Here is a 24,225-nt window from a genome sequence, read left to right on the forward strand (position 1 = left end):
TCATTGTCCTGCTATCTCGCGAAGCGCCGTAATGACCCGCTGAGTGTCATCACCGGTCATGTCAGGGAATAACGGCAGCGAGCAGATGCGCGCGCTGTTCCATTCAGTATTTGGGAGCGAAAGGGTAGTGAAGCGTTCGCGATAATATTTTTGCGTATGGGCCGCACGAAAATGCAGACCGGTGCCGATATCTTTGGTCTTCAGCGTTTCCATCAGGGCATCTCTGCTCAACCCGCAGCGCGTTTCATCAACACGAATGATGAATAAGTGCCAGGCATGAACGTGCGACCACTGCGGTAGGCTCAGCGGCTGGAATGGCGTATCGGCCAGCGCTTTTTGATAGTGCTGGGCAATTTGCGCCCGGCGTGAGTTCAGTTGCTCCAGCTTATTGAGCTGTACCAGCGCAATAGCGGCGTTAATATCCGTCAGGTTGTATTTGTATCCAGGTGCAAGCACTTCGGCTTGTGGTGCCCGGCCGTAGGTTTGTCGATCAAAAGCATCAACGCCCAGACCGTGAAACTTCAGGCTGCGAAGCCGCTGAGCGAGCTGGCTGTCGTCGGTAACGATCAGTCCACCTTCCGCACAGGTGATATTTTTAATAGCGTGAAACGAGAAGATTGCCGTGCCGCGAGCACCGACATGACGGCCCTTATACAATGTCCCTACGGCATGGGCTGCGTCTTCTATTACCGGGATTCCATAACGCTCGCCAATGGCATAAATTGCGTCGAGGTCGGCGGGGGCGCCAGCATAATGTACTGGAACAATGGCTTTGGTTCGTGGAGTAATAGCGGCTTCAATTTGCTCAGGTGTCACCATAAGCGTATCGCGGTCGACGTCGATCATGACGGGCGATGCACCCAGCAGCACAATCATGTTGAGGGTAGAAACCCACGTCATCGACGGCGTTATGACCTCGTCGCCTGCACCAATGCCCAGCGCCATCAGCGTAATGTGCATTCCTGCAGTGGCGGAGCAAACGGCGATGCCATGCTTATTCCCCGTGAGTTGGCAAAAAGCCTCTTCCAACTGTTGATTTTTCGGGCCGGTGGTTATCCATCCAGAGTCCAGAACCGCCTTCACTGCGGCAAGTTCTTCAGCGCCCATGGCCGGGCGAGAGAAAGGCAAAAAGTCAGACATCATTATTCCTTCAAGCCATTTAACGCCACCGAAGTTTTATTTTTAGTGATAAACAGGGGCGTCGTTAATTATTTCATCAGGCTACAAAGGTTAATGACTGAAGGTTAATTTATCCTTAAGAGTTTAAGGTTTGAGAGAGGCAAGAAAATAGCGACATTCTTTCTATATACATTTGATAGTAAATAACTTTTATGCGGATTATGTTGTCTTGGCGACACTGCTGCTTACTGTAGACAGGTGGCTGCAATGCCGCTATTAAGAGGGGAATATTTATGTCACTATTATAATGATAACTTAAAGTAACCCCTTCAAGGTCAACGTCTTACGTGTGGCGATATTTAAATCGTAGGCACTGAGATCTTCTGGTTTAACCCAGGCGAATGCCTGGAACTCTTCGTTAATCTTCACTTCACGATTTGCCGCGACACAATCGAAGATAAGATAAATCATGTAAATCTCTTCCTGACTGCCATCAGCATAGGTTTTAGTGCGAATATCATCACTGAAGGTCCAGGGGGTAATTTCTGATAACACCAATTGTTCGCCCAGCTCTTCCCTCACTTCACGGCGCAGAGCTTCTTCAATACGTTCACCTGGTTCAACACCGCCGCCAGAAAGCGCCCACTGGCCGGGAAACACACCGCGGTCATCAGCCATTTTGCAGAGTAAATAACAGCCATCGTTTTGAATTAATGGGCATACAATCGTTCTTTGGCGCATCATTCGAGTCCTTGTTGGGGAAGTAGAGAAAATTCCGTCATGCACGCATCTTACCTTTTGCTGGCGGCAGAAAAAATGTTTCATCGGTGATTAAGAGCGCTTTGGCAGGGAAAACAGGATGTTTGTTGAAAATGACGTTCTGGGACGTCCAACTGTGTAATTGGCACAAGAATTTAACCTTAAATAAATCTTGTGAGTAGTATTTAGTTACAATATGTCATTGCATCGCTTTTTTAGCTCATTGATTCCTCGCCATCTGACAGTACAATTCATCGGTTTTGGGGCTATGTTTTGATTCTTGCTGGAAAGGATAGAAAATGAAAAAAAGTTTAATGTTGGGTTTTGCCGGAATGCTGTTTGTTTCCGCGTCGGCTAGCGCGATTAGCATCAGCGGCCAGGCTGGCGAAGACTACACCAACCTGGGCTTCGGTATGGGCACTGAGAGTACTGGTCTGGCCGTCAGCGGTAACTGGATGCATAACGATGACGACGGTGATGTTGCCGGGCTGGGTTTAGGTTTGAATATCCCACTGGGGCCGCTGATGGCGACCGTTGGTGGTAAAGGTGTTTATACTAATCCAAACGATGGCGATGAAGGTTATGCTGCTGCTGTCGGTGGTGGTTTACAATGGCCAATTGGCGATAGCTTCCGTCTGTTTGGTGAGTATTATTACTCTCCTGATTCACTTTCCAGCGGTATCGACAGCTATGAAGAAGCGAATGCCGGTGCGCGTCTGACCATTATGCGTCCGCTGAGCATCGAAGCCGGTTATCGTTACCTGAACCTGGCAGGCAAAGACGGCAACCGTGATAACGCGATTGCTGATGGCCCGTACGTTGGGGTTAACGCCAGCTTCTAACATTTCTGGCGCGGCGTTCAGTCGCGCCTTCCCCCCTCCATGCGTTATAGTGTTTTCATCATAAAAGCAGGAGAACACGATGTTAAACGTGGAGATGCTATCCACAGGGGATGAAGTGTTGCACGGACAAATCGTCGACACCAATGCCGCCTGGCTGGCCGATTTTTTCTTTAATCAGGGTTTACCGCTAACACGCCGCAACACGGTAGGTGACAATCTTAACGATTTAGTCACCGTTTTGCGTGAGCGTAGCGAACACGCCGATGTACTGATCGTTAATGGCGGTCTGGGACCTACCAGCGATGATTTGAGCGCGCTGGCAGCGGCAACGGCAAAAGGCGAAGGGTTGGTGCTGCATGAAGCATGGCTGGCCGAGATGGAGCGATATTTCCGCGATCGTGGCCGCGTGATGGCGCCGAGTAACCGCAAACAGGCTGAACTTCCGGCCAGCGCTGAGTTTATCAATAATCCGGTGGGTACCGCGTGTGGGTTCGCCCTGAAGCTTAACCGCTGCCTGATGTTCTTTACACCAGGTGTACCGTCAGAATTCAAAGTCATGGTAGAGCATGAGATCCTGCCTCGTTTGCGTGAGCGTTTCTCTTTGGCTCAGCCACCGTTATGCCTGCGATTAACCACCTTTGGCCGTTCTGAAAGCGACCTGGCGCAGAGCCTGGATCCGCTGCCGTTGCCTCCGGGAGTAACAATGGGTTATCGCTCCTCAATGCCGATTATTGAGCTGAAGCTGACCGGGCCGGATTCCCAACGGGAAGCGATGCTGGCGTTGTGGCCAGAAGTTAAGCGGGTTGCCGGGCAGAATATGATTTTTGAAGGTACGGAAGGCTTACCCGCGCAAATCGCCCGCACGTTGCAAGAACGGCAATACAGCCTGACGCTGAGCGAACAATTCACCGGTGGTCTGGTGGCATTGCAGCTTTCTCGTGCGAATGCGCCACTGTTAGCGAGTGAAGTGGTTCCGCCTCAGGAAGAAACGCTGGCGCAAACGGCGCATTGGATAACCGAGCGACGCAGCAAACATTATGCTGGATTGGCACTCGCGATATCGGCTTTCGAAAACGAACATATTAACTTTGCGCTGGCCACGCCTGATGGGACACACGCCTTGCGCGTACGGCTGAATGCAAATCGCTACAGCCTGGCGATTCGTCAGGAAGTGTGTGCGATGATGGCGCTAAATATGCTGCGCCGCTGGCTTAACAATCAGGATATCGCTAGCGAACACGGCTGGATCGAAGTGGTTGAGTCGTTGACGATTTAATCATTGGTTGGGAAGGCTAAATGCCTTCCCAATCTGGCTCATGCGGTGGTATCGCCAGGCAATAGCCCGGTAATTAACTGAACTAAATCACGATCAATACCTTGTTCCAGCATTATGTGAGCGATACGTAGGGCTTCTTCTTGCGTACCTTTTTGCACCCCTTGTTCTAACCCTTGCTGTATCCCTTCTTGCAGTCCATTTTGGTGGCCTTCCTGCCTGAGTCTCTCTGCAATTGTCATCAGCTTCTCCTTGTGATGGGGGGATCGTTCGGCAACTTCGCGGATAAACTCGCTGACGCGAGAAACGTCGCCGTACCGTATCAGGTAATTAAATAGCGTTTGTAGCTGGCTGTCATTAGCAGTGCTTGTAACTAATAGCGAGACCAGTCGATCCACTAACCCCATTAAGTCACGATCGCGGATATGTTTTTGCATCAACTCAAGCAGCGCAACCCTGCGATGCTGCGCGATTTCATCGTCAGGTATTACGGTAATGTCGACCAGCGGAAAAGCCTCTGAATACAGTTGTCGCGCCAGTTGCGGATTATCAAATTCATCCAGCCAGTTGAGCGACCAGGGATAGGGACTTTGTTGGCCGTGATAAAACAACATGGGGATCACCAGCGGCAGCGTTTTATTCCCGGCATCAAGATGATGCTGCATCGCCGCGGTGGCATAACGCATCAGGCGAAATGCCATATGCGGTACCGCGGTACTCTGATGTTCAATAACACAATAAATATAGCCCTGACCTTCGCGGGTTTTTAGTGACCACACTACGTCGGAGTAGTATGCGCGGAGATCCTGTTCGATAAAACTGGTGGACTCCAGCTTCAACGTTTGTAAATCACATATCTCACGTAATGCGATGGGAAGGTGTATATCCAGAAAATCCCGAGCCATCTCAGGGTAAGACATTATCTTTTTAAAAACGGCATCATGCGGTATAGATGTAGTGGATTTAGCCATGGTAGTCCGTCACCAGAAAGAGAAGATGGCGTGACGGTATCCACTTTTAATATGCGCTGCATGCGGGAAATGTGTTCTTTGCGTGGGTGAATCAGAGATAAATACGTCCGACTGCAACGTATTCAATTAAGCGGAACGGGCTACGCAAAAATGCCCGGTAGCAAATGCTACCGGGCAACAGAGTTAACCCAACGCTTTGGCAAGCAGGGTGATAGGATGTTCGCAGCTTTTGCTTGTAGACATCTCAATCTGCCATTTACAGGTTTCGCAGTCGGTGACGACGATATCAGCGCCGCTTTCTTCAATTTGGCGGAATAACGGTGCGCCAATAGACTGTGAAGTCGGATAGTTTTCCTTTTTAAAGCCGTAAGTCCCGGCAATCCCGCAACACTGAGAATCCAGCACCGTCAGCTCCAGCCCTGGAATTTGTCGCAGTAGCTCCAGCGTATAGAGCGTCCAGCCCATTTTCTCCATGTGACATGGCGTGTGATAGACTACCTTCAGCGGCAGCGTCTTCAGCGGCAGCGTTTTACCTTCATCCAGCTTGCGCCATAGCCAGCGAGTTGCCAGTTCAATGTGTTCACGCAGGCCTGAGTTGTCGACATCCAGCACTTCCGGATATTCATCACGTAGCGCAAAGGTACAGGTTGATGAGGTGGCGATCACCGGAATGCCTTTGCCATCAATTGCCTCCCTGAGCGAGGCCACGTTGCTGACAGCCTGCTTACGCGCTTTATCGGTAAAACCGTTGGCAATCAGCGGTACGCCGCAGCATTTCTCTTTACTCAGCAGTTGCACGCCAGTACCCATCGCATTCAACACCTTGATCAGGTCTTTGCCGAGCTGGGGATGGTTGTAATTCACAAAACAGCCGTGGAAAAAGGCGACCTGATCCTGGTACTGCGCCTGCTGTGCGGCAACGCTGCGATACCAGCGGCGGAAGGTGCCAAAGGAGTACTTCGGCAGCGTACGGCGATGATCGATTTTTAACGCGTAATCCAGCAGTTGACGCACCGGTTTTAATGAGGTAGCGGTATTCACTATAGGGGCGAAGGGGGTGGATACACTGCCCATTAAATCGGTATGACTTAAGACAAAGTTACGCAACGATGGGCGCGTCGTGTCGTATTTGGCGCGCGCGCGCTGGATGATATCGCCGATTTTCACGTCTGACGGACAGGCCACTTCGCAGCGTTTACAGTTGATGCAGTATTTCAGCGCGTCGTCATATAGCGCGCCATCTTTCAGGCGCAGACGTTCACCGTCCGGGCCGGCCTGCTTAGGACCCGGGTAGCTCGGATTGACGCGGCTTACCGGGCAGGCGGTGGTGCACACCGTACATTTGATACAACTTTCAAAACGTGTGTCGCTCATTGCTGTCCTCCTGCACGTTTCGCAATATGATGCGCGGCATGTAAGGCGCTAACTGCGCACACGCCGCCTCCGCAACCCTGGGTGATAGGGTCGAATCCGCCGAGGACGGAACCGATGGCATACATGTTCTCTATCGTTTTTCCCGCCAGTGATGGACGCAATGCGGAATCGGTTGTTACGCCAAACTGTTGCCACGGTTGTGGATCGAAAACATCACGCTTATACCACTCGGCGCGGGTAGCTGTTTGCTGTACATCCAGTCCCAGGATTGGTTCATGGATTGCCTCACGCGTGGCGACCAGCCCGCTGCTGAAGAAGCTGCCGCTGGCGAGCACGGCGAAACGTGGCCGCAAGGGGATATCGGCATGATTTCGGGTCCAGATTTCGCTGACCACGCCATCCTGACAGGTGATTTTTTTCACTTCATCACCCGGCATCCACACACCGCCCTGGCGCACAAACTGGCGCTGTAATTTGTTGTGCAAACGCATGCCCAGTACCGAAGGTGGTAGGGTCGGTAATAGTGTCAGCGAGCAGGGGAGGCGCTCGTTAAGCCACTGCCAGAGCCGCTCATCGGCCAGACCAAAGCATGCCGGCATGATTATCATGTCGCAGGTTTTTGCCATTGGTAGCAATGCGTCATAGAGCAGCGACCATTTATCTTCGTTATCCAGCAGGCGCGCAATATTAACGGCACGAAACTCGGTTGGGTTATCACGCAGGACATCCAGCTCCGGTAGCTCGATTTCTGCCGTCTCGACGCTGAGATTGCGTTGGCGTAATGACGCCGCGGCGAGATGCGCCTGAAAATCCAGTAACCCGCTAATCCCTACAACGCAGATACGCTGCGCGGACAGCGGCCAGACCGGCACTTCCGGGGAACTTAACCAGGTTGAGCGCAGGGTGCCCAGCGGGGTAACACGTTGATGTGCCTGATGCACTTTGCCCTGCAAATGTGTTCCGCATTCTTCCAGTAAATTTTGCGCCTGCTGGGCCAGTTCCAGAACGTTCTGCGTTCCGATGGTGCTATACGGATGTGCGGGTGCCTGAGTGCGCAGTGCATTCAAACCCGCTTCTATATCCGTCACCGGTTGACCATCGGGTAAGCTGCTGAGCAAATCCAGTGAGCCGGAGGAAAAATGCAGGGCGCTTTGGCCGCGGGTAACAATCGTGCAGCGCAGTCCGCTTTTTTGCAGTTGCAGGCCACATAGCAGTCCGGCGAGGCCGCCGCCGATAATGACGGTATCAAATTTCATCCTGGTGCTCCTTTTCCAGACCACACAACCCTTGATAAACCCAGCGCGTGAATTCGCTTTCGCGCAGCGCATCTCCCCAGGCGATAGGCTGCACGCCTTTCCAGCGTTCGTTGAGGAAGTCGGAAAGCTGGGTAATGGACTGCGCTGCGGTAGTGACATTGAAACGTTGCAGCAAACCTGCGGCGCGACAGGCACACAATTCGCCCTGGCAGGTCCCCATTCCAACACGGGTACGGCGACGCAAATCGAGCAGGCTGTTGACGGTTAAATTCTCGACGGCGTATTGCACTTCGCCTGCGGTGACTGCTTCGCATTCACAGACCAGACTGCGGTGCTGGCGGCCTTCGCTAAGCCACGCAGGGGTGCGATCGCCGTGACGGTAGACCGCCGAGCCGCGCAGTGGAGCTGGCAATGAGATCACGCGTTTAAGCGTATGCTCGGTAGATTCCTGTGAGCCAGGCAGCGCGGTGTCTGCCGTTGTGCAAGGCTGGGTATTGCCCAGCTTACGGCAAACGGCATCGGTGGCCCATTCCGCCATCAGGCGGTAGGTCATCAGTTTGCCGCCGGTAATGGTGATAAACCCTTCCAGTCCGTCACGTTCAGCGTGATCGAACAGTACAATCCCACGGCTGACGTTACGACCGCTTGGGTCGTCGTCGCTGGCCACCAGCGGGCGTACGCCAGAATAGGCGCGTAAAATGCGCGTTTTCGCCATAATCGGCGCCAGCTTCTCGCCTTCACGCAGCAGAATATCGACCTCTTCTGCGGTGACGCGGTTGCTGTCGATATCGTCGTAATCAATGTGCTGTGAGGTGGTACCGATCAGTGAAATGGTATCGCCAGGCACCAGAATATCGGCGTCAGAGGGCTTACGGCAGCGGTTAATGACATGCTGGTTAATGCGATGATCCATAATCAGCAACGAACCTTTGGCCGGGAACATACGGATGCTCAGATCGGCATATTCCGCAATGCGTTGACCCCAGATCCCAGCGGCGTTGACGACAACCGGTGCATGCAGGGACTGCATTTCGCCTGTCAGATGATTGCGTACGTTAACGCCGCAAACCGTTGCGCCTTCGCGGATCAGTCCCGTCACTTCATGCGCCGTTAAGATAACCGCGCCATGCTCACGCGCATCCAGCATGTTAGCTGCTGTTAAGCGGAAAGGATCGACCGTGCCGTCTGGTACTTTTACTGCACCAATCAGCTGTGGATTCACAGAAGGTTCGATAATACGTGCCTGCTGAGGGTCAATCGCTTCTGCGCGAATCCCTGCCTCTTCACAGGCGCGAATAAAGGTAGCCTGGAAGGACAGCTCATCCTCCGGCAGAGTAATAAATAGACCGTCCGTTGGCTCAACGCAATGACGGGCGATACGTTTCAGAATTTGGTTTTCGCTGATGCACTCACGGGCAGATTCAGCGTCGGTGACGGCGTAGCGTGCACCGCTGTGCAGCAGACCGTGGTTGCGCCCGGTCGCACCTGTGGCGATATCGTGGCGTTCCACTAAGATGACGCGCAACCCGCGCAGCGCACAGTCACGTGCGATCCCTGCACCTGTTGCTCCTCCACCAATGATAATCACGTCACTTGTTTGCGAGTCGCGAGTTTTCATTGTTTTTCCTCACAGTTCGTTTTTTATCATTTAGCCACATAAAAAACATGGATTGTTTGATTTCGCGCATAATCGCTCATTATTCGAAAATGAAACGTGATTTCGTGCGCCTTTATGAACATTTGTCATAAATCTGTAACAATATGTGCTGCGTTTCACATTTTTGTTATGTATCTTTCCTTAACATCGCGGCCACACTGGGAGCGGTAGGGTAGTAATGACGAACTGCAGTGTTTACTTCGAATGAAAGACGGCCACGGAGGCTACACTATGTTGAGCATTTTTAAACCAGCGTCACACACGGCGCGTTTACCTGCAGCGGAGATCGACCCGACATATCGTCGATTACGTTGGCAGATTTTTCTGGGGATTTTCTTTGGTTATGCCGCGTACTATCTGGTACGTAAGAACTTTGCCCTTGCGATGCCGTATCTGGTTGAACAAGGTTTCTCGCGTGGCGATCTGGGTTTTGCGTTGTCCGGTATCTCCATTGCTTACGGATTTTCGAAATTCATCATGGGGTCCATTTCGGATCGCTCGAATCCGCGCGTTTTCCTGCCAGCCGGTCTGATACTGGCCGCCGCTGTGATGTTGTTCATGGGCTTTGTGCCGTGGGCGACATCGAGCATTGCTATTATGTTTGTGCTGCTGTTCCTCTGCGGATGGTTCCAGGGGATGGGCTGGCCGCCGTGTGGCCGTACCATGGTGCACTGGTGGTCGCAGAAAGAGCGTGGAGGCATTGTTTCCGTCTGGAACTGTGCGCATAACGTGGGTGGCGGTCTGCCTCCGCTGTTGTTCCTGCTGGGTATGGCCTGGTTCAATGACTGGAAAGCGGCGCTGTATATGCCTGCTTTCGGTGCGATCGTCGTCGCGCTGATTGCTTTTGCCCTGATGCGTGATACACCGCAGTCCTGTGGTCTGCCGCCTATCGAAGAGTATAAGAACGACTATCCGGACGATTACACCGAGAAAGCGGAAGAAGAGCTGACTGCGAAGCAGATCTTCATGCAGTACGTACTGCCGAACAAACTGTTGTGGTACATCGCTATCGCCAACGTGTTTGTTTATCTGCTGCGCTACGGCATCCTGGACTGGTCACCAACCTACCTGAAAGAAGTGAAGCATTTCGCACTGGACAAATCATCCTGGGCCTACTTCCTGTATGAGTATGCGGGTATTCCAGGCACGCTGCTGTGCGGCTGGATGTCGGATAAAGTCTTCCGTGGTAACCGTGGCGCGACCGGCGTGTTCTTTATGACGCTGGTAACTATTGCGACCATCGTTTACTGGATGAACCCGGCAGGCAACCCGAACGTGGATATGGCTTGTATGATCATCATCGGCTTCCTGATCTACGGTCCGGTAATGTTGATTGGTCTGCACGCGCTGGAACTGGCACCGAAAAAAGCGGCGGGAACGGCGGCTGGCTTTACCGGTCTGTTCGGTTATCTCGGCGGTTCTGTGGCCGCGAGCGCCATTGTTGGCTACACCGTTGACTTCTTCGGTTGGGACGGCGGCTTTATGGTGATGATTGGTGGTAGCGTGTTGGCGGTTATTCTGCTGGTAGTCGTCATGATTGGCGAAAAACGCCATCACGAAGAGATGGAACTGAAGCGTAACGGGGGCTAATAGATGAAAACCACATTGAAAAGTCTCAGCGTGGCGCTGATGCTCGCAGGTATGGTAGTCAGCAGTGCAGCTGTTGCCGCAGATAAAATCGTGATTGCGCATCGTGGCGCCAGCGGTTATCTGCCGGAGCATACGCTGCCAGCAAAGGCGATGGCCTATGCCCAGGGGGCGGATTATCTGGAGCAGGATTTGGTTATGACCAAGGATGACCATCTGGTCGTCCTGCATGACCACTATCTTGACCGCGTCACCGATGTTGCCGAGCGTTTTCCGGATCGTGCGCGTAAAGATGGGCGTTACTACGCCATCGACTTTACGCTGGATGAAATTAAATCGCTGAAATTTACCGAAGGCTTCGATATCGAAAATGGCAAAAAGGTCCAGACCTACCCAGGGCGCTTCCCGATGGGTAAATCTGATTTCCGCGTGCACACGTTCGAAGAAGAGATTGAGTTTGTTCAGGGATTAAATCATTCCACCGGTAAAAACATCGGTATTTACCCGGAAATGAAAGCGCCGTGGTTCCATCACCAGGAAGGGAAGGACATTGCGGCTAAAACGCTGGAAGTACTGAAAAAGTACGGGTATACCGACAAGAACGACAAGGTCTATCTACAGTGTTTTGATGTTGCAGAGTTGAAGCGCATTAAAAATGAACTGGAACCGAAGATGGGGATGGATCTCAATCTGGTACAGTTGATTGCGTACACCGACTGGAATGAAACTCAGGAGAAAAAGCCGGACGGTAGTTGGGTTAATTACAACTACGACTGGATGTTTAAGCCGGGTGCCATGAAGCAGGTTGCGCAGTATGCGGACGGCATTGGGCCGGACTACCACATGCTGATTGATGAGAAGTCGAAGAAGGGCAATATCTCGTTAACTGGCATGGTGCAGGACGCACATCAGAATAAGATGGTGGTGCATCCTTATACCGTTCGCGCCGATCAACTGCCGGATTACACCACTGACGTAAACCAGCTGTATGACATTCTTTATAACAAGGCGGACGTTGACGGGCTGTTTACCGACTTCCCCGACAAAGCAGTGAAATTCTTGAATAAAGAGTGATGGCGTAAGGCCTGTGATGCACCTCCGGTCACTGGCCTAAATGGATGAAACGTTTTAACTGCTAGATAAGGCCGTCTGCTGTCAACGTTTCCATACATGCCTGCAGGAGAAATAAAGGGCTGCCGTCCACCGGTGGCTCTTTTGCCAGTAAGGATATCTGTCGATAGAACGTCGGTTCCAGCGCGACTGAGCGTACTTTCCCACCAACCGCCTTCAGCGTTAATTCCGGTAATAACGCTATACCCAGCCCCTGACGAATAAAGCTCATCGCGGTATCCGGATGGTTAAACTCGTATTTAATGACCGGTTCAATTCCCTTCTCTTTAAATAGCGTCATGATGCTTAATTCATAGCGACCTTTGCTGATAATGAGCGGTTCTCCAACCAGTTGTTCCACTGAAATTGTGCTATTGGCCGCCAGCGGATGGCTTTCAGGAACTACAACGGTAAATTTGTCGCGATACACCGGTACGCAGTACATGCCATTTACCGGGAAATGCACAAATCCCGCATCGATGTCCCCACTGCGCAGGGAATCAACGATTGCCGTGCTGTTTTCTTCATAAGGGATAATTTTGATGTGCGGGTGATGCTGTTCGAAGTGGTGGATGATGCCGGGCAAAATGCAGGCACAGGCGCTGGGAAAGCAGCCGATACGCAGGGTTCTGGCCGGGTTTTGTCGCTCTTGCTCGGCAATCTCTTTCACCGCGTTGGTTTCAGACACGATCGTCCGCAGGTGTGAAACGATCCGACTCCCGGCTGGACTAAGTTGAATGTCTTTGCGGCGTTCGCGGATAAGAATATCAACCCCTAGCTCTTCCTCTAGCGCTGAAATTGCCTGGCTAACGGCGGATTGGGTCATGTACAGCCGCTTGCTGGCTTCGGTAAAACCACCGTACTCAAGTACGGCAAGCAGGGCGTGGATCTGGGTTAATGTCATTAGCTCCCTCTAATCAACAATATTAAAACGATTAATTTCTCTAATATAATGGACCTGTTTATACTTGCGGTCTACCGTAGAATCACACTTCGACGCACCTGTCCGTAGTTCAGTTGAGCTGAGCGTTGCCTGCGTGCGCCGTCTGGACAGGTTGTCGAATATGAAAGAAAAACTGTGGACGAAAGATTTTTGGGCAATAACGATAATCAGCTTTATTATATTTTTTGTTTTTTATGTCCTGCTCACGCTGTTACCGATCTATATTTCGGATCGCCTGCATGCCACTCCAGATAAGGCCGGATTATTAGTCACCTTCTTTTTGGGGGCCGCAATTGTTGTGCGCCCGTTTGCGGGACAATGGGTAGGAAAATATTCGAATAAAACAATTCTGGTGCTCTCTTCTCTGGCCTTTTTGGTGGTCACTGCGCTGTATCCTGTTTGCCACTCAATTGAATCACTGCTGTTGATTCGGGTGCTTCATGGTGTAACGTTTGGCGTTATTACCACGGTAAAAGGAACGATTTCCGCGCGGTTGATACCGGCCTCCCGACGTGGGGAGGGCATCAGTTTTTTCTCGTTAGCCATGGGACTGGCAATGGTTGTGGGGCCGTGGGTAGGGCTGAACATGGCACGCTGGGAAGCTTTTACCACTGCATTCTGGCTGTGTAGCGCGGTTGCCGTACTGGGTATTATCCTGTCATTGATTGTCGCCGTACCGCCGGTTATCCGTCATGCTGACGGCTCAAAACCGAAGCTGGGATTTGCTGCAATGTTTGATCGCGCCGCACTGCCTTTCGCGATGGTGACGTTTTTCATGACCTTTTCCTACGCGGGCGTTTCCGCTTTTCTCGCACTGTATGCGCGCGAGCTCGATCTGATGGCCGCCGCCAGTAATTTCCTGTTGTGTTACGCCATTTGCCTGATGATCTGTCGAACCTTTACCGGCAATGTTTGTGATAAAAAAGGGCCGAAATACGTGGTCTATCCGTGTTTGCTGGCTTTCACCGTCGGGCTGGTGGCGCTTGGCTATACTAACGGCAGCATTATGATGATTATTTCCGGTGGATTAATTGGCATCGGTTATGGTTCGGTCACACCCGTATTTCAGACACAAATTATTAGTTCGGTGGAACCCCATAAAATTGGTATCGCCAATTCGCTGTTTTTCAATGCGATGGATGCGGGAATGGCAATCGGCGCGTTTATCATGGGGATGATGGTCGAGGGCGTGGGATATCGGGCGATTTATCTGGTGGGTGCGCTGCTGGTGGTACTGGCCGGGGCGCTGTATATCATGCAGATGAAAAAACGCGGAGACGTGGTACTGGTCTCCGCGCATGAAGTTCACTAAACACTACAGCTCTATTTCAATATCGCCTTTTGCCCGGCAACAGCACGGCAATATTTCACCGGGCTGAATGAAGGCCAGCGGTTCTGCAATCCAGTCAACCTGTCCCGCCACCAGGCGGGTACGGCAGGAGCCGCAGTAGCCTTCACGACACTGATATTCGACTTCAACATCGTGCGACTCGAGCGCGGCAAGCAGGGAAGGGTGTTCATCCTGGCACAGCAACTGCGTGCCAGAGATGCGCAGAGTCACGCGGCCCATCAGAGCTGGAAGTTACTCAGATCGTCAGTATCGACTTCGGCATCGATCTGGCCGACCAGATAAGAGCTGACTTCCACTTCCTGCGGCGCAACCTGGACGTTGTCAGACACCAGCCAGGTATTGATCCAAGGGATCGGGTTAGAACGTGTCTGGAATGGCAGATCGAGTCCAACAGCCTGCATACGGATGTTGGTGATGTACTCAACGTACTGGCACAGAATGTCTTTGTTCAGGCCAATCATTGAGCCATCACGGAACAGATAGTCCGCCCACTCTTTTTCCTGCAGCGCGGCCTGTACGAACAGGTCGTAGCACTCTTGTTTGCACTCTTCGGCAATTTCCGCCATCTCCGGATCGTCCACGCCGCTGCGCAGCAGGTTCAGCATATGCTGAGTACCGGTCAGGTGCAGGGCTTCGTCGCGGGCGATCAGACGAATAATTTTCGCGTTGCCTTCCATCAGTTCACGTTCGGCGAAGGCGAAAGAGCAGGCGAAGCTGACATAAAAGCGGATCGCTTCCAGCGCGTTCACGCTCATCAGGCACAGATACAGCTTCTTCTTCAGCTCACGCAGGTTTACGACAACCGTTTTACCATTAACGGTATGCGTACCTTCACCGAGCAAATGCCAGTAGCTGGTCATCTCGATCAATTCGTCGTAGTAGCTGGAGATGCCTTCTGCGCGTTTCTGGATTTGCTCGTTGGTGACGATATCGTCAAACACCACCGCCGGATCGTTAACAATATTACGGATGATGTGGGTGTAAGAGCGGGAGTGGATCGTTTCAGAAAACGCCCACGTTTCCACCCAGGTTTCCAGTTCAGGGATCGAGATTAACGGCAGCAGCGCGACGTTAGGACTACGTCCCTGAATGGAGTCCAGCAGCGTCTGATACTTCAGGTTGCTGATGAAGATATGTTTTTCATGTTCCGGCAATGCCTGGAAGTCGATACGATCGCGAGAAACATCGACTTCTTCCGGACGCCAGAAGAAAGAGAGCTGCTTTTCGATCAGTTTTTCAAAGATGTCATATTTTTGCTGATCGTAGCGGGCGACGTTCACCGGCTGGCCGAAGAACATTGGTTCCAGAAGCTGATCATTTTTCGTCTGTGAAAAAGTGGTGTATGCCATTGATGTGAATCCTGTCTGGAATGTACTGCCGGATGCGCTTTGCTTATCCGGCCTACAATACCGCGAATTAATTTGTAGGCCGGGTAAGCGTTACGCCACCCGGCAAAAGATTAAATCTTACATGCGCCGCTTTCGCAGCCATCGTCCTGAATGGACGGTACCAGATCGTCCTGAGAGTCTTCCGCACCGTCACGGGTGTTCTGATAATACAGCGTTTTGACACCAAATTTGTAGGCGGTGAGCAGGTCTTTCAGCAACTGCTGCATCGGTACTTTTCCGGACGGGAAGCGCGACGGATCGTAGTTGGTGTTGGCGGAAATCGACTGATCGATAAATTTCTGCATGATGCCTACCAGCTGCAGATAGCCGTCGTTGTTTGGCATTTCCCACAGCAGTTCGTATGCGTCGTGCAGGTGTTCGTAGTCCGGCACGACCTGACGCAGAATCCCATCTTTCGATGCTTTGATGCTCACGTAACCGCGTGGCGGTTCAATACCGTTGGTGGCGTTGGAGATCTGCGAAGAGGTCTCGGACGGCATCAGGGCTGACAGCGTGGAGTTACGCAGGCCGTGAGTCTTGATAGATTCACGCAGCTGTTCCCAGTCCATATGCAGCGGTTCGTTAGCGATAGCATCAAGATCTTTTTTATAGGTATCAATCGGCAGAATACCTTTCGCATAGGTGGTTTCGTTAAACCATGGGCATGCGCCTTGCTCTTTTGCCAGCTCGTTAGAAGCCTTCAGCAGGTAATATTGAATCGCTTCAAAGGTTTTGTGAGTCAGGTTATTGGCGCTGCCGTCAGAGTAGCGTTTACCGTTTTTCGCCAGCCAGTAAGCGTAGTTGATCACGCCAATACCCAGCGTACGACGACCCATCGCACCGCGTTTGGCGGCCGGAATCGGATAATCCTGGTAATCGAGCAGCGCATCCAGCGCACGTACCGCCAGTACAGCCAGCTCTTCCAGTTCGTCCAGACTTTCGATAGCGCCCAGGTTAAATGCGGACAGCGTACACAGTGCAATTTCGCCGTTTTCATCGTTAACGTCGGTCAGCGGTTTGGTTGGCAGGGCGATTTCCAGGCACAGGTTGGACTGGCGTACCGGCGCGACAACCGGATCAAACGGGCTATGGGTGTTGCAGTGGTCAACGTTCTGAATGTAGATACGACCGGTCGAGGCACGTTCCTGCATCATCAGTGAGAACAGCTCAACCGCTTTCACGCGCTGTTTGCGGATGCTGTCGTCGTTTTCATATTGGGTGTACAGACGCTCGAACTCATCCTGATCGGCGAAGAACGCGTCATACAGACCCGGGACGTCGGACGGGCTAAACAGGGTGATGTCACCGCCTTTCAGCAGACGGGTGTACATCAGCTTGTTGATCTGTACGCCGTAGTCCATGTGACGAACGCGGTTGCCTTCGACGCCACGGTTGTTTTTCAGGACCAGCAGGCTTTCAACTTCCAGGTGCCACATTGGGTAGAACAGCGTGGCTGCACCACCGCGTACGCCACCCTGAGAGCAGGATTTCACCGCAGTCTGGAAATGCTTGTAGAACGGAATACAGCCGGTGTGGAACGCTTCACCGCCGCGAATCGGGCTACCCAGCGCACGGATGCGACCAGCGTTAATGCCGATACCGGCACGCTGAGAAACGTATTTCACAATTGCGCTGGAGGTTGCGTTGATGGAGTCCAGGCTGTCGCCGCACTCGATTAGTACGCAGGAGCTGAACTGACGCGTTGGGGTACGCACACCGGACATAATTGGCGTCGGCAGCGAGATTTTGAACGTAGAAACGGCGTCGTAGAAACGTTTTACATATTGCAGACGTGTTTCACGCGGATAGTTAGAGAACAGGCAAGCCGCTACCAGAATGTAGAGGAACTGTGCGCTTTCATAGATCTCACCGGTAACACGGTTTTGCACCAGATATTTACCTTCCAACTGCTTCACCGCAGCGTAGGAGAAGGTCATATCACGGTCGTGTACGATGAACGAGTCCATCTGCTTGAACTCTTCTTCCGTGTAGTCTTCCAGCAGATGATTGTCGTATTTGCCCATTTCAACCATTTTCACGACATGGTCGAACAGCTTTGGCGGTTCAAACTCACCGTACGCTTTTTTACGCAGATGGAAAATCGCCAGACGGGCAGCCAGATACTGATAATCCGGCGCTTCGCGGGAGATCAGGTCGGCGGCTGCTTTGATGATTGTTTCATGGATGTCGGAGGTCTTGATTCCGTCATAAAACTGAATGTGGGAGCGCAGCTCGACCTGAGAAATCGATACGTTATTCAGTCCTTCTGCCGCCCAATCCAGAACTCGGTGGATTTTGTCGAGATTGATGCGCTCTGTACTACCATCACGCTTTGTCACCAGCAGACTCTGATTCATGTGGTTTTTTACCTGTCCGTGAAAGAAAAAATATCCCCCATATTATCCACAGAGTCATGTTGTGACTAAGTCTGTGGATACATACTATATGTAGGGGTTGTTTGATAAAATAGACGCTATATGGTGAGTATTCTAGTAGGGATTCTTTTCAGCACAAGAGTTGATTTTGAGGTTAAATTGAGGTTGCAAAAGGGTGATAATCGCTAAGTGCGCGTCTTATAAGGCCTGGCGGGGATGTCAATAATTGAGAAAAAAAATAGAAAATTTGATCGAGTGCTGATTTCTTCATCTAAGGCAAGGAAAGTTCTTATGATCTGGCACAGGATTTGTAGGCCTGATAAGCGAAACGTCATCGGGCATGGTTCAAGTAAGCATGCCGGATGGCGGCGTTGCACGCTTTATCCGGCCGACAGGAGCGGTTAATCAACCTTGGCGGTGGTATGTACCATATAGTTCACATCAACGCCCGGGCCAAGTTTGAAGGTGTTGGTGATGGGGTTGTAATGCAGGCCGGTCATATGGCGCTCTTTCAGTACGGTCTGGTCAACCCAATCTAATAATTCAGCAGGCTTAATAAATTTTTTCACATCGTGCGTGCCTTTCGGCACCATGCGCAGAATATATTCCGCTCCGACCACCGCCATCAGCCAGGATTTTCCGTTGCGGTTAAGCGTGGAGAAAAATACTTCGCCACCCGGTTTGACCAGCCTGGCGCAAGCTCTGACCACTGACTGTGGGTCTGGCACGTGCTCCAGCATTTCCATGCAGGTGACAACGTCATACTGATGTGCATGCTTTTCCGCATGCTCTTCGACGGTTTCTTGTACGTACTCTACCTGGATACCGCTTTCCAGTGCATGCAGTTTTGCTACCTGCAGCGGTTCAAAACCCATGTCCAGTCCGGTGACGGTGGCACCTTCGCGCGCCATACTCTCCGCCAGAATACCGCCGCCGCATCCGACGTCGAGTACCTTTTTACCAAACAGGCCGCCTGAGCGCTCAGTAATATAGCCCAGACGCAGTGGGTTAATGCGGTGCAGCGGCTTAAATTCACCCTCAAGATCCCACCAGCGTGACGCGACTGCTTCAAACTTGGCAATTTCTTCATGGTCAACGTTGTGAGCTACCGGAGGTTTTTCGGCATTCATTGGGGCTTCTACTCCTAAATTTGCGATGCAAATGAGTATATCAGCCTGACGGGATGAATAAAGCCTCTGTCAGGGGGAATCCATTTACCTGAATCTGCACGGATGTGTTATAATTTGCGACCTTTGAATCCGGGATACAGTAGAGGGATAGCGGTTAGATGAGCGACCTTGCGAGAGAAATTACACCGGTCAACATTGAGGAAGAGCTGAAGAGCTCCTATCTGGATTATGCGATGTCGGTCATTGTTGGCCGTGCGCTGCCGGACGTCCGAGATGGCCTGAAACCGGTTCACCGTCGCGTACTTTACGCCATGAACGTATTGGGCAACGACTGGAATAAAGCCTATAAAAAATCTGCCCGTGTCGTTGGTGACGTAATCGGTAAATACCACCCTCATGGTGATACCGCCGTTTACGACACCATTGTTCGTATGGCGCAGCCATTCTCCTTGCGCTACATGCTGGTAGATGGTCAGGGTAACTTTGGTTCTGTCGATGGCGACTCCGCAGCGGCGATGCGTTATACGGAAATCCGTATGTCGAAAATCGCCCATGAGCTGATGGCTGACCTGGAAAAAGAAACGGTTGATTTCGTCGACAACTATGACGGCACCGAACAAATTCCTGACGTCATGCCGACCAAAATTCCTAACCTGCTGGTGAACGGTTCGTCCGGTATCGCGGTAGGTATGGCGACCAACATTCCGCCGCACAACCTGACCGAAGTGATCAACGGCTGTCTGGCATATATTGACGATGAAGACATCAGCATTGAAGGGCTGATGGAACATATTCCGGGTCCGGACTTCCCGACTGCCGCGATCATCAACGGTCGTCGTGGTATCGAAGAAGCCTACCGTACCGGTCGTGGCAAAGTGTACATTCGCGCACGCGCGGAAGTCGAAGCGGATGCCAAAACGGGTCGTGAAACCATCATCGTTCACGAAATTCCGTATCAGGTAAACAAAGCGCGCCTGATTGAGAAAATCGCCGAGCTGGTAAAAGACAAACGCGTTGAAGGCATTAGCGCGCTGCGTGACGAGTCTGACAAAGACGGTATGCGCATCGTGATTGAAGTGAAACGTGATGCGGTCGGGGAAGTGGTTCTGAACAACCTCTATTCCCAGACCCAACTGCAGGTTTCCTTCGGTATCAACATGGTTGCATTGCACCATGGCCAGCCGAAGATCATGAACCTGAAAGATATTATTGCCGCGTTTGTACGTCACCGCCGTGAAGTCGTAACCCGTCGTACTATCTTTGAACTGCGTAAAGCCCGCGACCGTGCGCACATCCTTGAAGCGCTGGCGATTGCGCTGGCGAACATCGATCCGATCATCGAACTGATCCGCCGCGCGCCGACCCCGGCTGAAGCGAAAGCTGCGCTGGTTGCGCGTTCGTGGGAACTGGGCAACGTTTCCGCCATGCTGGAACGTGCCGGTGATGACGCCGCGCGTCCTGAATGGCTGGAGCCGGAATTTGGCGTGCGTGACGGTCAGTACTATCTGACTGAACAGCAGGCCCAGGCTATTCTGGATCTGCGTTTGCAGAAACTGACCGGCCTTGAGCACGAAAAACTGCTCGACGAATACAAAGAGCTGCTGGAACAGATCGCTGAACTGCTGCACATTCTGGGCAGCGCCGATCGTCTGATGGAAGTTATCCGTGAAGAGATGGAGCTGATTCGTGAACAGTTCGGTGACGCTCGTCGTACTGAAATCACCGCTAACAGCGCTGACATCAACATCGAAGATCTGATTAGCCAGGAAGATGTTGTCGTAACCTTGTCTCATCAGGGCTACGTGAAATATCAGCCGTTAACCGATTACGAAGCGCAGCGTCGTGGCGGTAAAGGTAAATCAGCAGCACGCATTAAAGAAGAAGACTTTATTGACCGCCTGCTGGTGGCCAACACCCATGACACGATCCTCTGCTTCTCCAGCCGTGGTCGTTTGTACTGGATGAAGGTCTATCAGTTGCCGGAAGCAAGCCGTGGCGCACGTGGACGTCCAATCGTCAACCTGTTGCCGCTGGAAGCTAACGAACGTATTACCGCAATTCTGCCAGTACGTGAGTACGAAGAGGGCGTGAACGTCTTCATGGCAACCGCCAGCGGTACCGTGAAGAAAACGGCGCTGACCGAATTCAGCCGTCCGCGTTCTGCCGGTATTATTGCGGTTAACCTGAACGAAGGTGACGAACTGATTGGTGTAGATCTGACATCCGGCAGTGACGAAGTCATGTTGTTCTCTGCGGCAGGAAAAGTGGTGCGCTTTAAAGAAGATGCTGTCCGTGCAATGGGTCGTACCGCGACCGGTGTACGCGGTATCAAGCTGGCGGAAAAAGATAGCGTGGTATCGCTGATCGTTCCGCGCGGTGAAGGTGCGATCCTGACCGTTACTCAGAACGGTTACGGTAAACGTACGGCGGCGGAAGAGTATCCGACCAAGTCTCGTGCGACCCAGGGCGTAATCTCCATCAAGGTTACCGAGCGCAACGGTTCCGTTGTTGGCGCAGTGCAGGTTGAAGATACCGACCAGATCATGATGATCACCGACGCAGGTACGTTGGTACGTACTCGCGTGTCGGAAATCAGCGTGGTAGGGCGTAATACCCAGGGTGTGATCCTTATCCGTACTGCGGAAGATGAAAACGTCGTGGGTCTGCAACGCGTTGCTGAACCGGTTGATGATGAAGAGCTCGACTCCATCGACGGAAGCGCAGCTGAAGGTGACGAGGATATCGCACCTGAAGCGGAAAGCGATGACGATGCAGCAGCGGATGACGCTGACGAGTAATTAAACATTGTAATACTGTGCACAAGGGAGGCTTTGCCTCCCTTTTTTACGTCCTGAATAATCCCTTACCCATCAGCTCATTATCTTTTTCTAACCGTCTACCCGCTTCTTGTATAAAAATACAAAAATAAATGAATAATTATAACTCTGTGAGAGTGCTCACTGTTTGTTCACTCTTTTACCGCTAACTTTTCTCTGCCCAATAAAAGATTTTTTAACATCCGCTATGAACAGGAGACCTGCAAACTATTTAAGAAAAAGCACCTGAAGTGTGAAAGAAAAATGCGTTGGCTGCCTCAGTCTGTCAGTTCATCTCTGACGGATGAATATACTTTTACCTCGGCGTTGGGAGTTAACTATGATAGTTGAAATTGCGGAAGGCTTTATCCATCTTTTTCAGAGTGCAGGGAAGATATTCTCTGGGATGATCGTCAGTACCATTCCGATGTTGATAACATTAATTCTGACGGTTAATTTCATTATGAAGTTAATAGGTCAACAGCGAATGGAAAAAGTCGCGACTCTGATGGGGAAATCAAAAATATTAACATACGGAATATTGCCCAGTTTTGCCTGGTTCTTCCTTAGCAGCCCCGGCGCGCTGACAATGGGTAAGTTCCTGCCTGAACGGTGTAAGCCCGCTTATCAGGATGCACTGGGCAGTACCGTACATCCACTGACCTCGCTGTTTCCCCACATCGTACCATCGGAACTCTTTATCTGGCTGGGAGTGGCGGCGGGGATTACCCGACTCGACCTTCCTGTTGCCGACTTGGCATTGCGTTATATCGCTGCAGGTATTCTGCTTGGATTTATCCGCGGTTTTCTTACCGAATATATCTTCACAAGGTTGGAAAAACGCGAACTTAATCAGGAATAAGGAAAGACAATGAAAGTGCTATTTTCGGCTGATGTCGTAAAAGCTGGAAAGAAAGTAGAAGAAGGGCTGCTTAATGGCTTGCTCATAACGTTTAACGATCGCGCCCCGGAAGATTATCTCGATTATGTGCTGGTTATAAAGAATATTGTTTTTGATAGCGCACCGTTACAAAAAACAGCGAACTATGTTTTACAGATTAATAACCAGATATGGAATATCACCTGCTGGGGAGATGCTGCGTGGCAAAATCTATGTGAGCTGGGTCATATTACAGTGGTATTTGACGGGGCAGAAAAGCCAATTGCCTATGGTTCATTACACGTTAAAAGCGGTTTCTCGCCTTCCGTTAATGAATTAACGGGCCCATTGACAATAATGAGGAAAACCAATGAAAACCGTGCTGATTAAAAAAGGTCATTCAGGAATTGGCGATGACATGTATTTATCTCGCGATACCAGCAAAGTAATCTTGTCGCTCACCGGGAAAAGCATTGACCCTATTGCAAAAAAACTGGGTGAAATGCTCGAGATGCCGGTGGTTAACGGCTTTGATGCAATGCCAGATGATAAGAAAATCCTCTGCGTGGTGATCAACTGCGGTGGTTCATTGCGCTGCGGCATCTACCCGCAAAAAAGAATCAAGACCATCAACATCCTCCCTACCGGCGCGATGGGACCGCTGGCGAAGTATATCACTGAGGATATCTATATTTCTGATGTCAGCAGCGAATCGCTATCGTTGATTGAAACGCTTAACCAACCGGTCAATGCACACGAAGAGGTTAATCTTGCTGAACCTTTGCCCGCAGGTGATGCTTCGGCGGTTGTCAGCCGCCAGGTTGACACAAAACCACGCGGTTCAGCAACCAACACTGCGCTGGAGTTGATGACCCGATTTGCTACGAGTATCGGTAATTTTGTCAGCCTGCTGTATACCTCTGCGCGTGAGTCGGTTGAGCTGTGCATTAAAAACGTTATCCCGTTTATGGCTTTTATCTCTGTGTTAATTGCTTTGGTGCAGGAAACGGCAATTGGTCAGTGGACCGGGAATGCGCTATCACCGCTTGCCGGGTCGTTAACTGGCTTGTTTGTCATCGCGATTATCTGCGGCTTACCGTTTATCTCACCCATTCTGGCTCCTGGCGCGGCCATAGCACAGGTTGTGGGTGTGTTGGTGGGAACATTAATCGGTAGCGGAGTGGTTTCTCCACTGATGGCGTTGCCGGCACTGTTCGCGATAAATGTTCAGGTAGGGGCCGATTTTATTCCTGTCGGGCTTTCCATGCAGGAGGCGAAAGAGAAGACCATTCGTCTTGGCGTTCCTGCCTTCCTGTTATCACGAATGATTACCGCTCCTCTGGCGGTGGCTATCGGCTATCTGTTTTCTTTTGGTTTGTTTAACTGAGGAATCA

The 24,225-nt window shown here is 51.5% G+C and carries 20 protein-coding genes; 9 read left to right on the plus strand and 11 right to left on the minus strand.

From position 1 onward, the window contains the following. Positions 1 to 1,140, minus strand: a complete 1,140-nt coding sequence (gene arnB / locus SK38_RS01440) for a UDP-4-amino-4-deoxy-L-arabinose aminotransferase (protein ID WP_048234853.1) — start codon at positions 1,138 to 1,140, stop codon at positions 1 to 3. A 294-nt stretch (positions 1,141 to 1,434) separates the two neighbouring features. Next, positions 1,435 to 1,860 carry a nucleoside triphosphatase NudI gene (gene nudI / locus SK38_RS01445; RefSeq protein WP_048215870.1) on the minus strand — a complete coding sequence of 142 codons (426 nt, stop codon included), beginning with the start codon at positions 1,858 to 1,860 and terminating at the stop codon, positions 1,435 to 1,437. A 317-nt stretch (positions 1,861 to 2,177) separates the two neighbouring features. Between nudI and SK38_RS01450 the strand changes: the two genes are divergently transcribed. Together SK38_RS01450 and SK38_RS01455 are read left to right on the plus strand one after the other, a co-directional pair. Next, positions 2,178 to 2,720: a YfaZ family outer membrane protein gene (locus tag SK38_RS01450; protein ID WP_048215871.1), complete on the plus strand. Its 543-nt coding sequence runs from the start codon at positions 2,178 to 2,180 to the stop codon at positions 2,718 to 2,720. A 79-nt stretch (positions 2,721 to 2,799) separates the two neighbouring features. After that, positions 2,800 to 3,996 carry a nicotinamide mononucleotide deamidase-related protein YfaY gene (locus SK38_RS01455; RefSeq protein WP_048234854.1) on the plus strand — a complete coding sequence of 399 codons (1,197 nt, stop codon included), beginning with the start codon at positions 2,800 to 2,802 and terminating at the stop codon, positions 3,994 to 3,996. A gap of 38 nt (positions 3,997 to 4,034) precedes the next feature. Here the strand turns inward: SK38_RS01455 and SK38_RS01460 are convergent, their stop codons facing one another. The 4 genes from SK38_RS01460 to glpA form a co-directional block, all read right to left on the minus strand. Further along, entirely contained in the window at positions 4,035 to 4,964 is a 930-nt protein-coding gene (locus SK38_RS01460) for an Rpn family recombination-promoting nuclease/putative transposase (protein ID WP_048234855.1), read from the minus strand. 183 nt (positions 4,965 to 5,147) lie between these two features. Next, positions 5,148 to 6,338: an anaerobic glycerol-3-phosphate dehydrogenase subunit GlpC gene (gene glpC, locus SK38_RS01465; protein WP_048224697.1), complete on the minus strand. Its 1,191-nt coding sequence runs from the start codon at positions 6,336 to 6,338 to the stop codon at positions 5,148 to 5,150. After that, on the minus strand, positions 6,335 to 7,594 hold the full coding sequence (gene glpB / locus SK38_RS01470) for a glycerol-3-phosphate dehydrogenase subunit GlpB (protein ID WP_048234856.1): 1,260 nt from the start codon (positions 7,592 to 7,594) through the stop codon (positions 6,335 to 6,337). Before glpB ends, glpC begins: the two co-directional genes overlap by 4 nt. After that, positions 7,584 to 9,212: an anaerobic glycerol-3-phosphate dehydrogenase subunit A gene (glpA, locus tag SK38_RS01475; protein ID WP_032944055.1), complete on the minus strand. Its 1,629-nt coding sequence runs from the start codon at positions 9,210 to 9,212 to the stop codon at positions 7,584 to 7,586. Before glpA ends, glpB begins: the two co-directional genes overlap by 11 nt. A 270-nt stretch (positions 9,213 to 9,482) precedes the next feature. On the opposite strand from glpA, the gene glpT reads away from it, so the two are divergent. Beyond that, positions 9,483 to 10,841, plus strand: a complete 1,359-nt coding sequence (gene glpT, locus SK38_RS01480; RefSeq protein ID WP_003834677.1) for a glycerol-3-phosphate transporter — start codon at positions 9,483 to 9,485, stop codon at positions 10,839 to 10,841. Positions 10,842 to 10,844: 3 nt separating this feature from the next. Next, positions 10,845 to 11,912 (plus strand): glycerophosphodiester phosphodiesterase, encoded by a 1,068-nt coding sequence (gene glpQ / locus SK38_RS01485; RefSeq protein ID WP_048234857.1) that lies wholly within the window; start codon positions 10,845 to 10,847, stop codon positions 11,910 to 11,912. A gap of 61 nt (positions 11,913 to 11,973) precedes the next feature. Here the strand turns inward: glpQ and SK38_RS01490 are convergent, their stop codons facing one another. Further along, positions 11,974 to 12,852 (minus strand): LysR family transcriptional regulator, encoded by an 879-nt coding sequence (locus SK38_RS01490; RefSeq protein ID WP_048234858.1) that lies wholly within the window; start codon positions 12,850 to 12,852, stop codon positions 11,974 to 11,976. A 160-nt stretch (positions 12,853 to 13,012) separates the two neighbouring features. Between SK38_RS01490 and SK38_RS01495 the strand changes: the two genes are divergently transcribed. After that, positions 13,013 to 14,203: an MFS transporter gene (locus tag SK38_RS01495; protein ID WP_048234859.1), complete on the plus strand. Its 1,191-nt coding sequence runs from the start codon at positions 13,013 to 13,015 to the stop codon at positions 14,201 to 14,203. Positions 14,204 to 14,206: 3 nt separating this feature from the next. Here the strand turns inward: SK38_RS01495 and yfaE are convergent, their stop codons facing one another. From yfaE to ubiG, 4 genes are all read right to left on the minus strand, one after another. After that, positions 14,207 to 14,461 carry a ferredoxin-like diferric-tyrosyl radical cofactor maintenance protein YfaE gene (gene yfaE, locus SK38_RS01500; protein WP_003027609.1) on the minus strand — a complete coding sequence of 85 codons (255 nt, stop codon included), beginning with the start codon at positions 14,459 to 14,461 and terminating at the stop codon, positions 14,207 to 14,209. Continuing rightward, positions 14,461 to 15,591 carry a class Ia ribonucleoside-diphosphate reductase subunit beta gene (nrdB, locus tag SK38_RS01505; RefSeq protein WP_003834668.1) on the minus strand — a complete coding sequence of 377 codons (1,131 nt, stop codon included), beginning with the start codon at positions 15,589 to 15,591 and terminating at the stop codon, positions 14,461 to 14,463. Before nrdB ends, yfaE begins: the two co-directional genes overlap by 1 nt. Before the next feature lie 110 nt (positions 15,592 to 15,701). Next, on the minus strand, positions 15,702 to 17,987 hold the full coding sequence (nrdA, locus tag SK38_RS01510; RefSeq protein WP_003834667.1) for a class 1a ribonucleoside-diphosphate reductase subunit alpha: 2,286 nt from the start codon (positions 17,985 to 17,987) through the stop codon (positions 15,702 to 15,704). A 419-nt stretch (positions 17,988 to 18,406) separates the two neighbouring features. Continuing rightward, positions 18,407 to 19,135 (minus strand): bifunctional 2-polyprenyl-6-hydroxyphenol methylase/3-demethylubiquinol 3-O-methyltransferase UbiG, encoded by a 729-nt coding sequence (ubiG, locus tag SK38_RS01515; RefSeq protein WP_048234860.1) that lies wholly within the window; start codon positions 19,133 to 19,135, stop codon positions 18,407 to 18,409. 158 nt (positions 19,136 to 19,293) lie between these two features. Here ubiG and gyrA point away from each other — a divergent pair, with 158 nt between their 5' ends. The 4 genes from gyrA to srlE all read left to right on the plus strand — a co-directional run bounded on the left by gyrA (position 19,294) and on the right by srlE (position 24,218). Continuing rightward, complete coding sequence (gene gyrA, locus SK38_RS01520; RefSeq protein ID WP_003834662.1) at positions 19,294 to 21,933, plus strand: DNA topoisomerase (ATP-hydrolyzing) subunit A; 2,640 nt, start codon at positions 19,294 to 19,296, stop codon at positions 21,931 to 21,933. A 358-nt stretch (positions 21,934 to 22,291) separates the two neighbouring features. Next, the gene (srlA, locus tag SK38_RS01525) at positions 22,292 to 22,813 is read left to right on the plus strand and encodes a PTS glucitol/sorbitol transporter subunit IIC (RefSeq protein WP_006683705.1); all 522 of its coding nucleotides are present in this window, start codon (positions 22,292 to 22,294) and stop codon (positions 22,811 to 22,813) included. Positions 22,814 to 22,822: 9 nt separating this feature from the next. After that, on the plus strand, positions 22,823 to 23,221 hold the full coding sequence (locus tag SK38_RS01530) for a PTS glucitol/sorbitol transporter subunit IIA (RefSeq protein ID WP_048234862.1): 399 nt from the start codon (positions 22,823 to 22,825) through the stop codon (positions 23,219 to 23,221). Further along, positions 23,202 to 24,218: a PTS glucitol/sorbitol transporter subunit IIB gene (srlE, locus tag SK38_RS01535; RefSeq protein ID WP_048234863.1), complete on the plus strand. Its 1,017-nt coding sequence runs from the start codon at positions 23,202 to 23,204 to the stop codon at positions 24,216 to 24,218. The genes SK38_RS01530 and srlE overlap by 20 nt, the downstream gene beginning before the upstream one ends. Positions 24,219 to 24,225 lie beyond the last annotated feature (7 nt).

The organism is Citrobacter sp. MGH110 (assembly GCF_001037515.1).
In the GTDB taxonomy this organism is placed as follows: domain Bacteria; phylum Pseudomonadota; class Gammaproteobacteria; order Enterobacterales; family Enterobacteriaceae; genus Citrobacter; species Citrobacter portucalensis.

Coding starts and splice junctions, on each gene's coding strand:
- arnB (WP_048234853.1), bottom strand. CDS start 1,140: ATGTCTGACTTTTTGCCTTTCTCTCGCCCGGCCATGGGCGCTGAAGAA.
- nudI (WP_048215870.1), bottom strand. CDS start 1,860: ATGCGCCAAAGAACGATTGTATGCCCATTAATTCAAAACGATGGCTGT.
- SK38_RS01450 (WP_048215871.1), top strand. CDS start 2,178: ATGAAAAAAAGTTTAATGTTGGGTTTTGCCGGAATGCTGTTTGTTTCC.
- SK38_RS01455 (WP_048234854.1), top strand. CDS start 2,800: ATGTTAAACGTGGAGATGCTATCCACAGGGGATGAAGTGTTGCACGGA.
- SK38_RS01460 (WP_048234855.1), bottom strand. CDS start 4,964: ATGGCTAAATCCACTACATCTATACCGCATGATGCCGTTTTTAAAAAG.
- glpC (WP_048224697.1), bottom strand. CDS start 6,338: ATGAGCGACACACGTTTTGAAAGTTGTATCAAATGTACGGTGTGCACC.
- glpB (WP_048234856.1), bottom strand. CDS start 7,594: ATGAAATTTGATACCGTCATTATCGGCGGCGGCCTCGCCGGACTGCTA.
- glpA (WP_032944055.1), bottom strand. CDS start 9,212: ATGAAAACTCGCGACTCGCAAACAAGTGACGTGATTATCATTGGTGGA.
- glpT (WP_003834677.1), top strand. CDS start 9,483: ATGTTGAGCATTTTTAAACCAGCGTCACACACGGCGCGTTTACCTGCA.
- glpQ (WP_048234857.1), top strand. CDS start 10,845: ATGAAAACCACATTGAAAAGTCTCAGCGTGGCGCTGATGCTCGCAGGT.
- SK38_RS01490 (WP_048234858.1), bottom strand. CDS start 12,852: ATGACATTAACCCAGATCCACGCCCTGCTTGCCGTACTTGAGTACGGT.
- SK38_RS01495 (WP_048234859.1), top strand. CDS start 13,013: ATGAAAGAAAAACTGTGGACGAAAGATTTTTGGGCAATAACGATAATC.
- yfaE (WP_003027609.1), bottom strand. CDS start 14,461: ATGGGCCGCGTGACTCTGCGCATCTCTGGCACGCAGTTGCTGTGCCAG.
- nrdB (WP_003834668.1), bottom strand. CDS start 15,591: ATGGCATACACCACTTTTTCACAGACGAAAAATGATCAGCTTCTGGAA.
- nrdA (WP_003834667.1), bottom strand. CDS start 17,987: ATGAATCAGAGTCTGCTGGTGACAAAGCGTGATGGTAGTACAGAGCGC.
- ubiG (WP_048234860.1), bottom strand. CDS start 19,135: ATGAATGCCGAAAAACCTCCGGTAGCTCACAACGTTGACCATGAAGAA.
- gyrA (WP_003834662.1), top strand. CDS start 19,294: ATGAGCGACCTTGCGAGAGAAATTACACCGGTCAACATTGAGGAAGAG.
- srlA (WP_006683705.1), top strand. CDS start 22,292: ATGATAGTTGAAATTGCGGAAGGCTTTATCCATCTTTTTCAGAGTGCA.
- SK38_RS01530 (WP_048234862.1), top strand. CDS start 22,823: ATGAAAGTGCTATTTTCGGCTGATGTCGTAAAAGCTGGAAAGAAAGTA.
- srlE (WP_048234863.1), top strand. CDS start 23,202: ATGAAAACCGTGCTGATTAAAAAAGGTCATTCAGGAATTGGCGATGAC.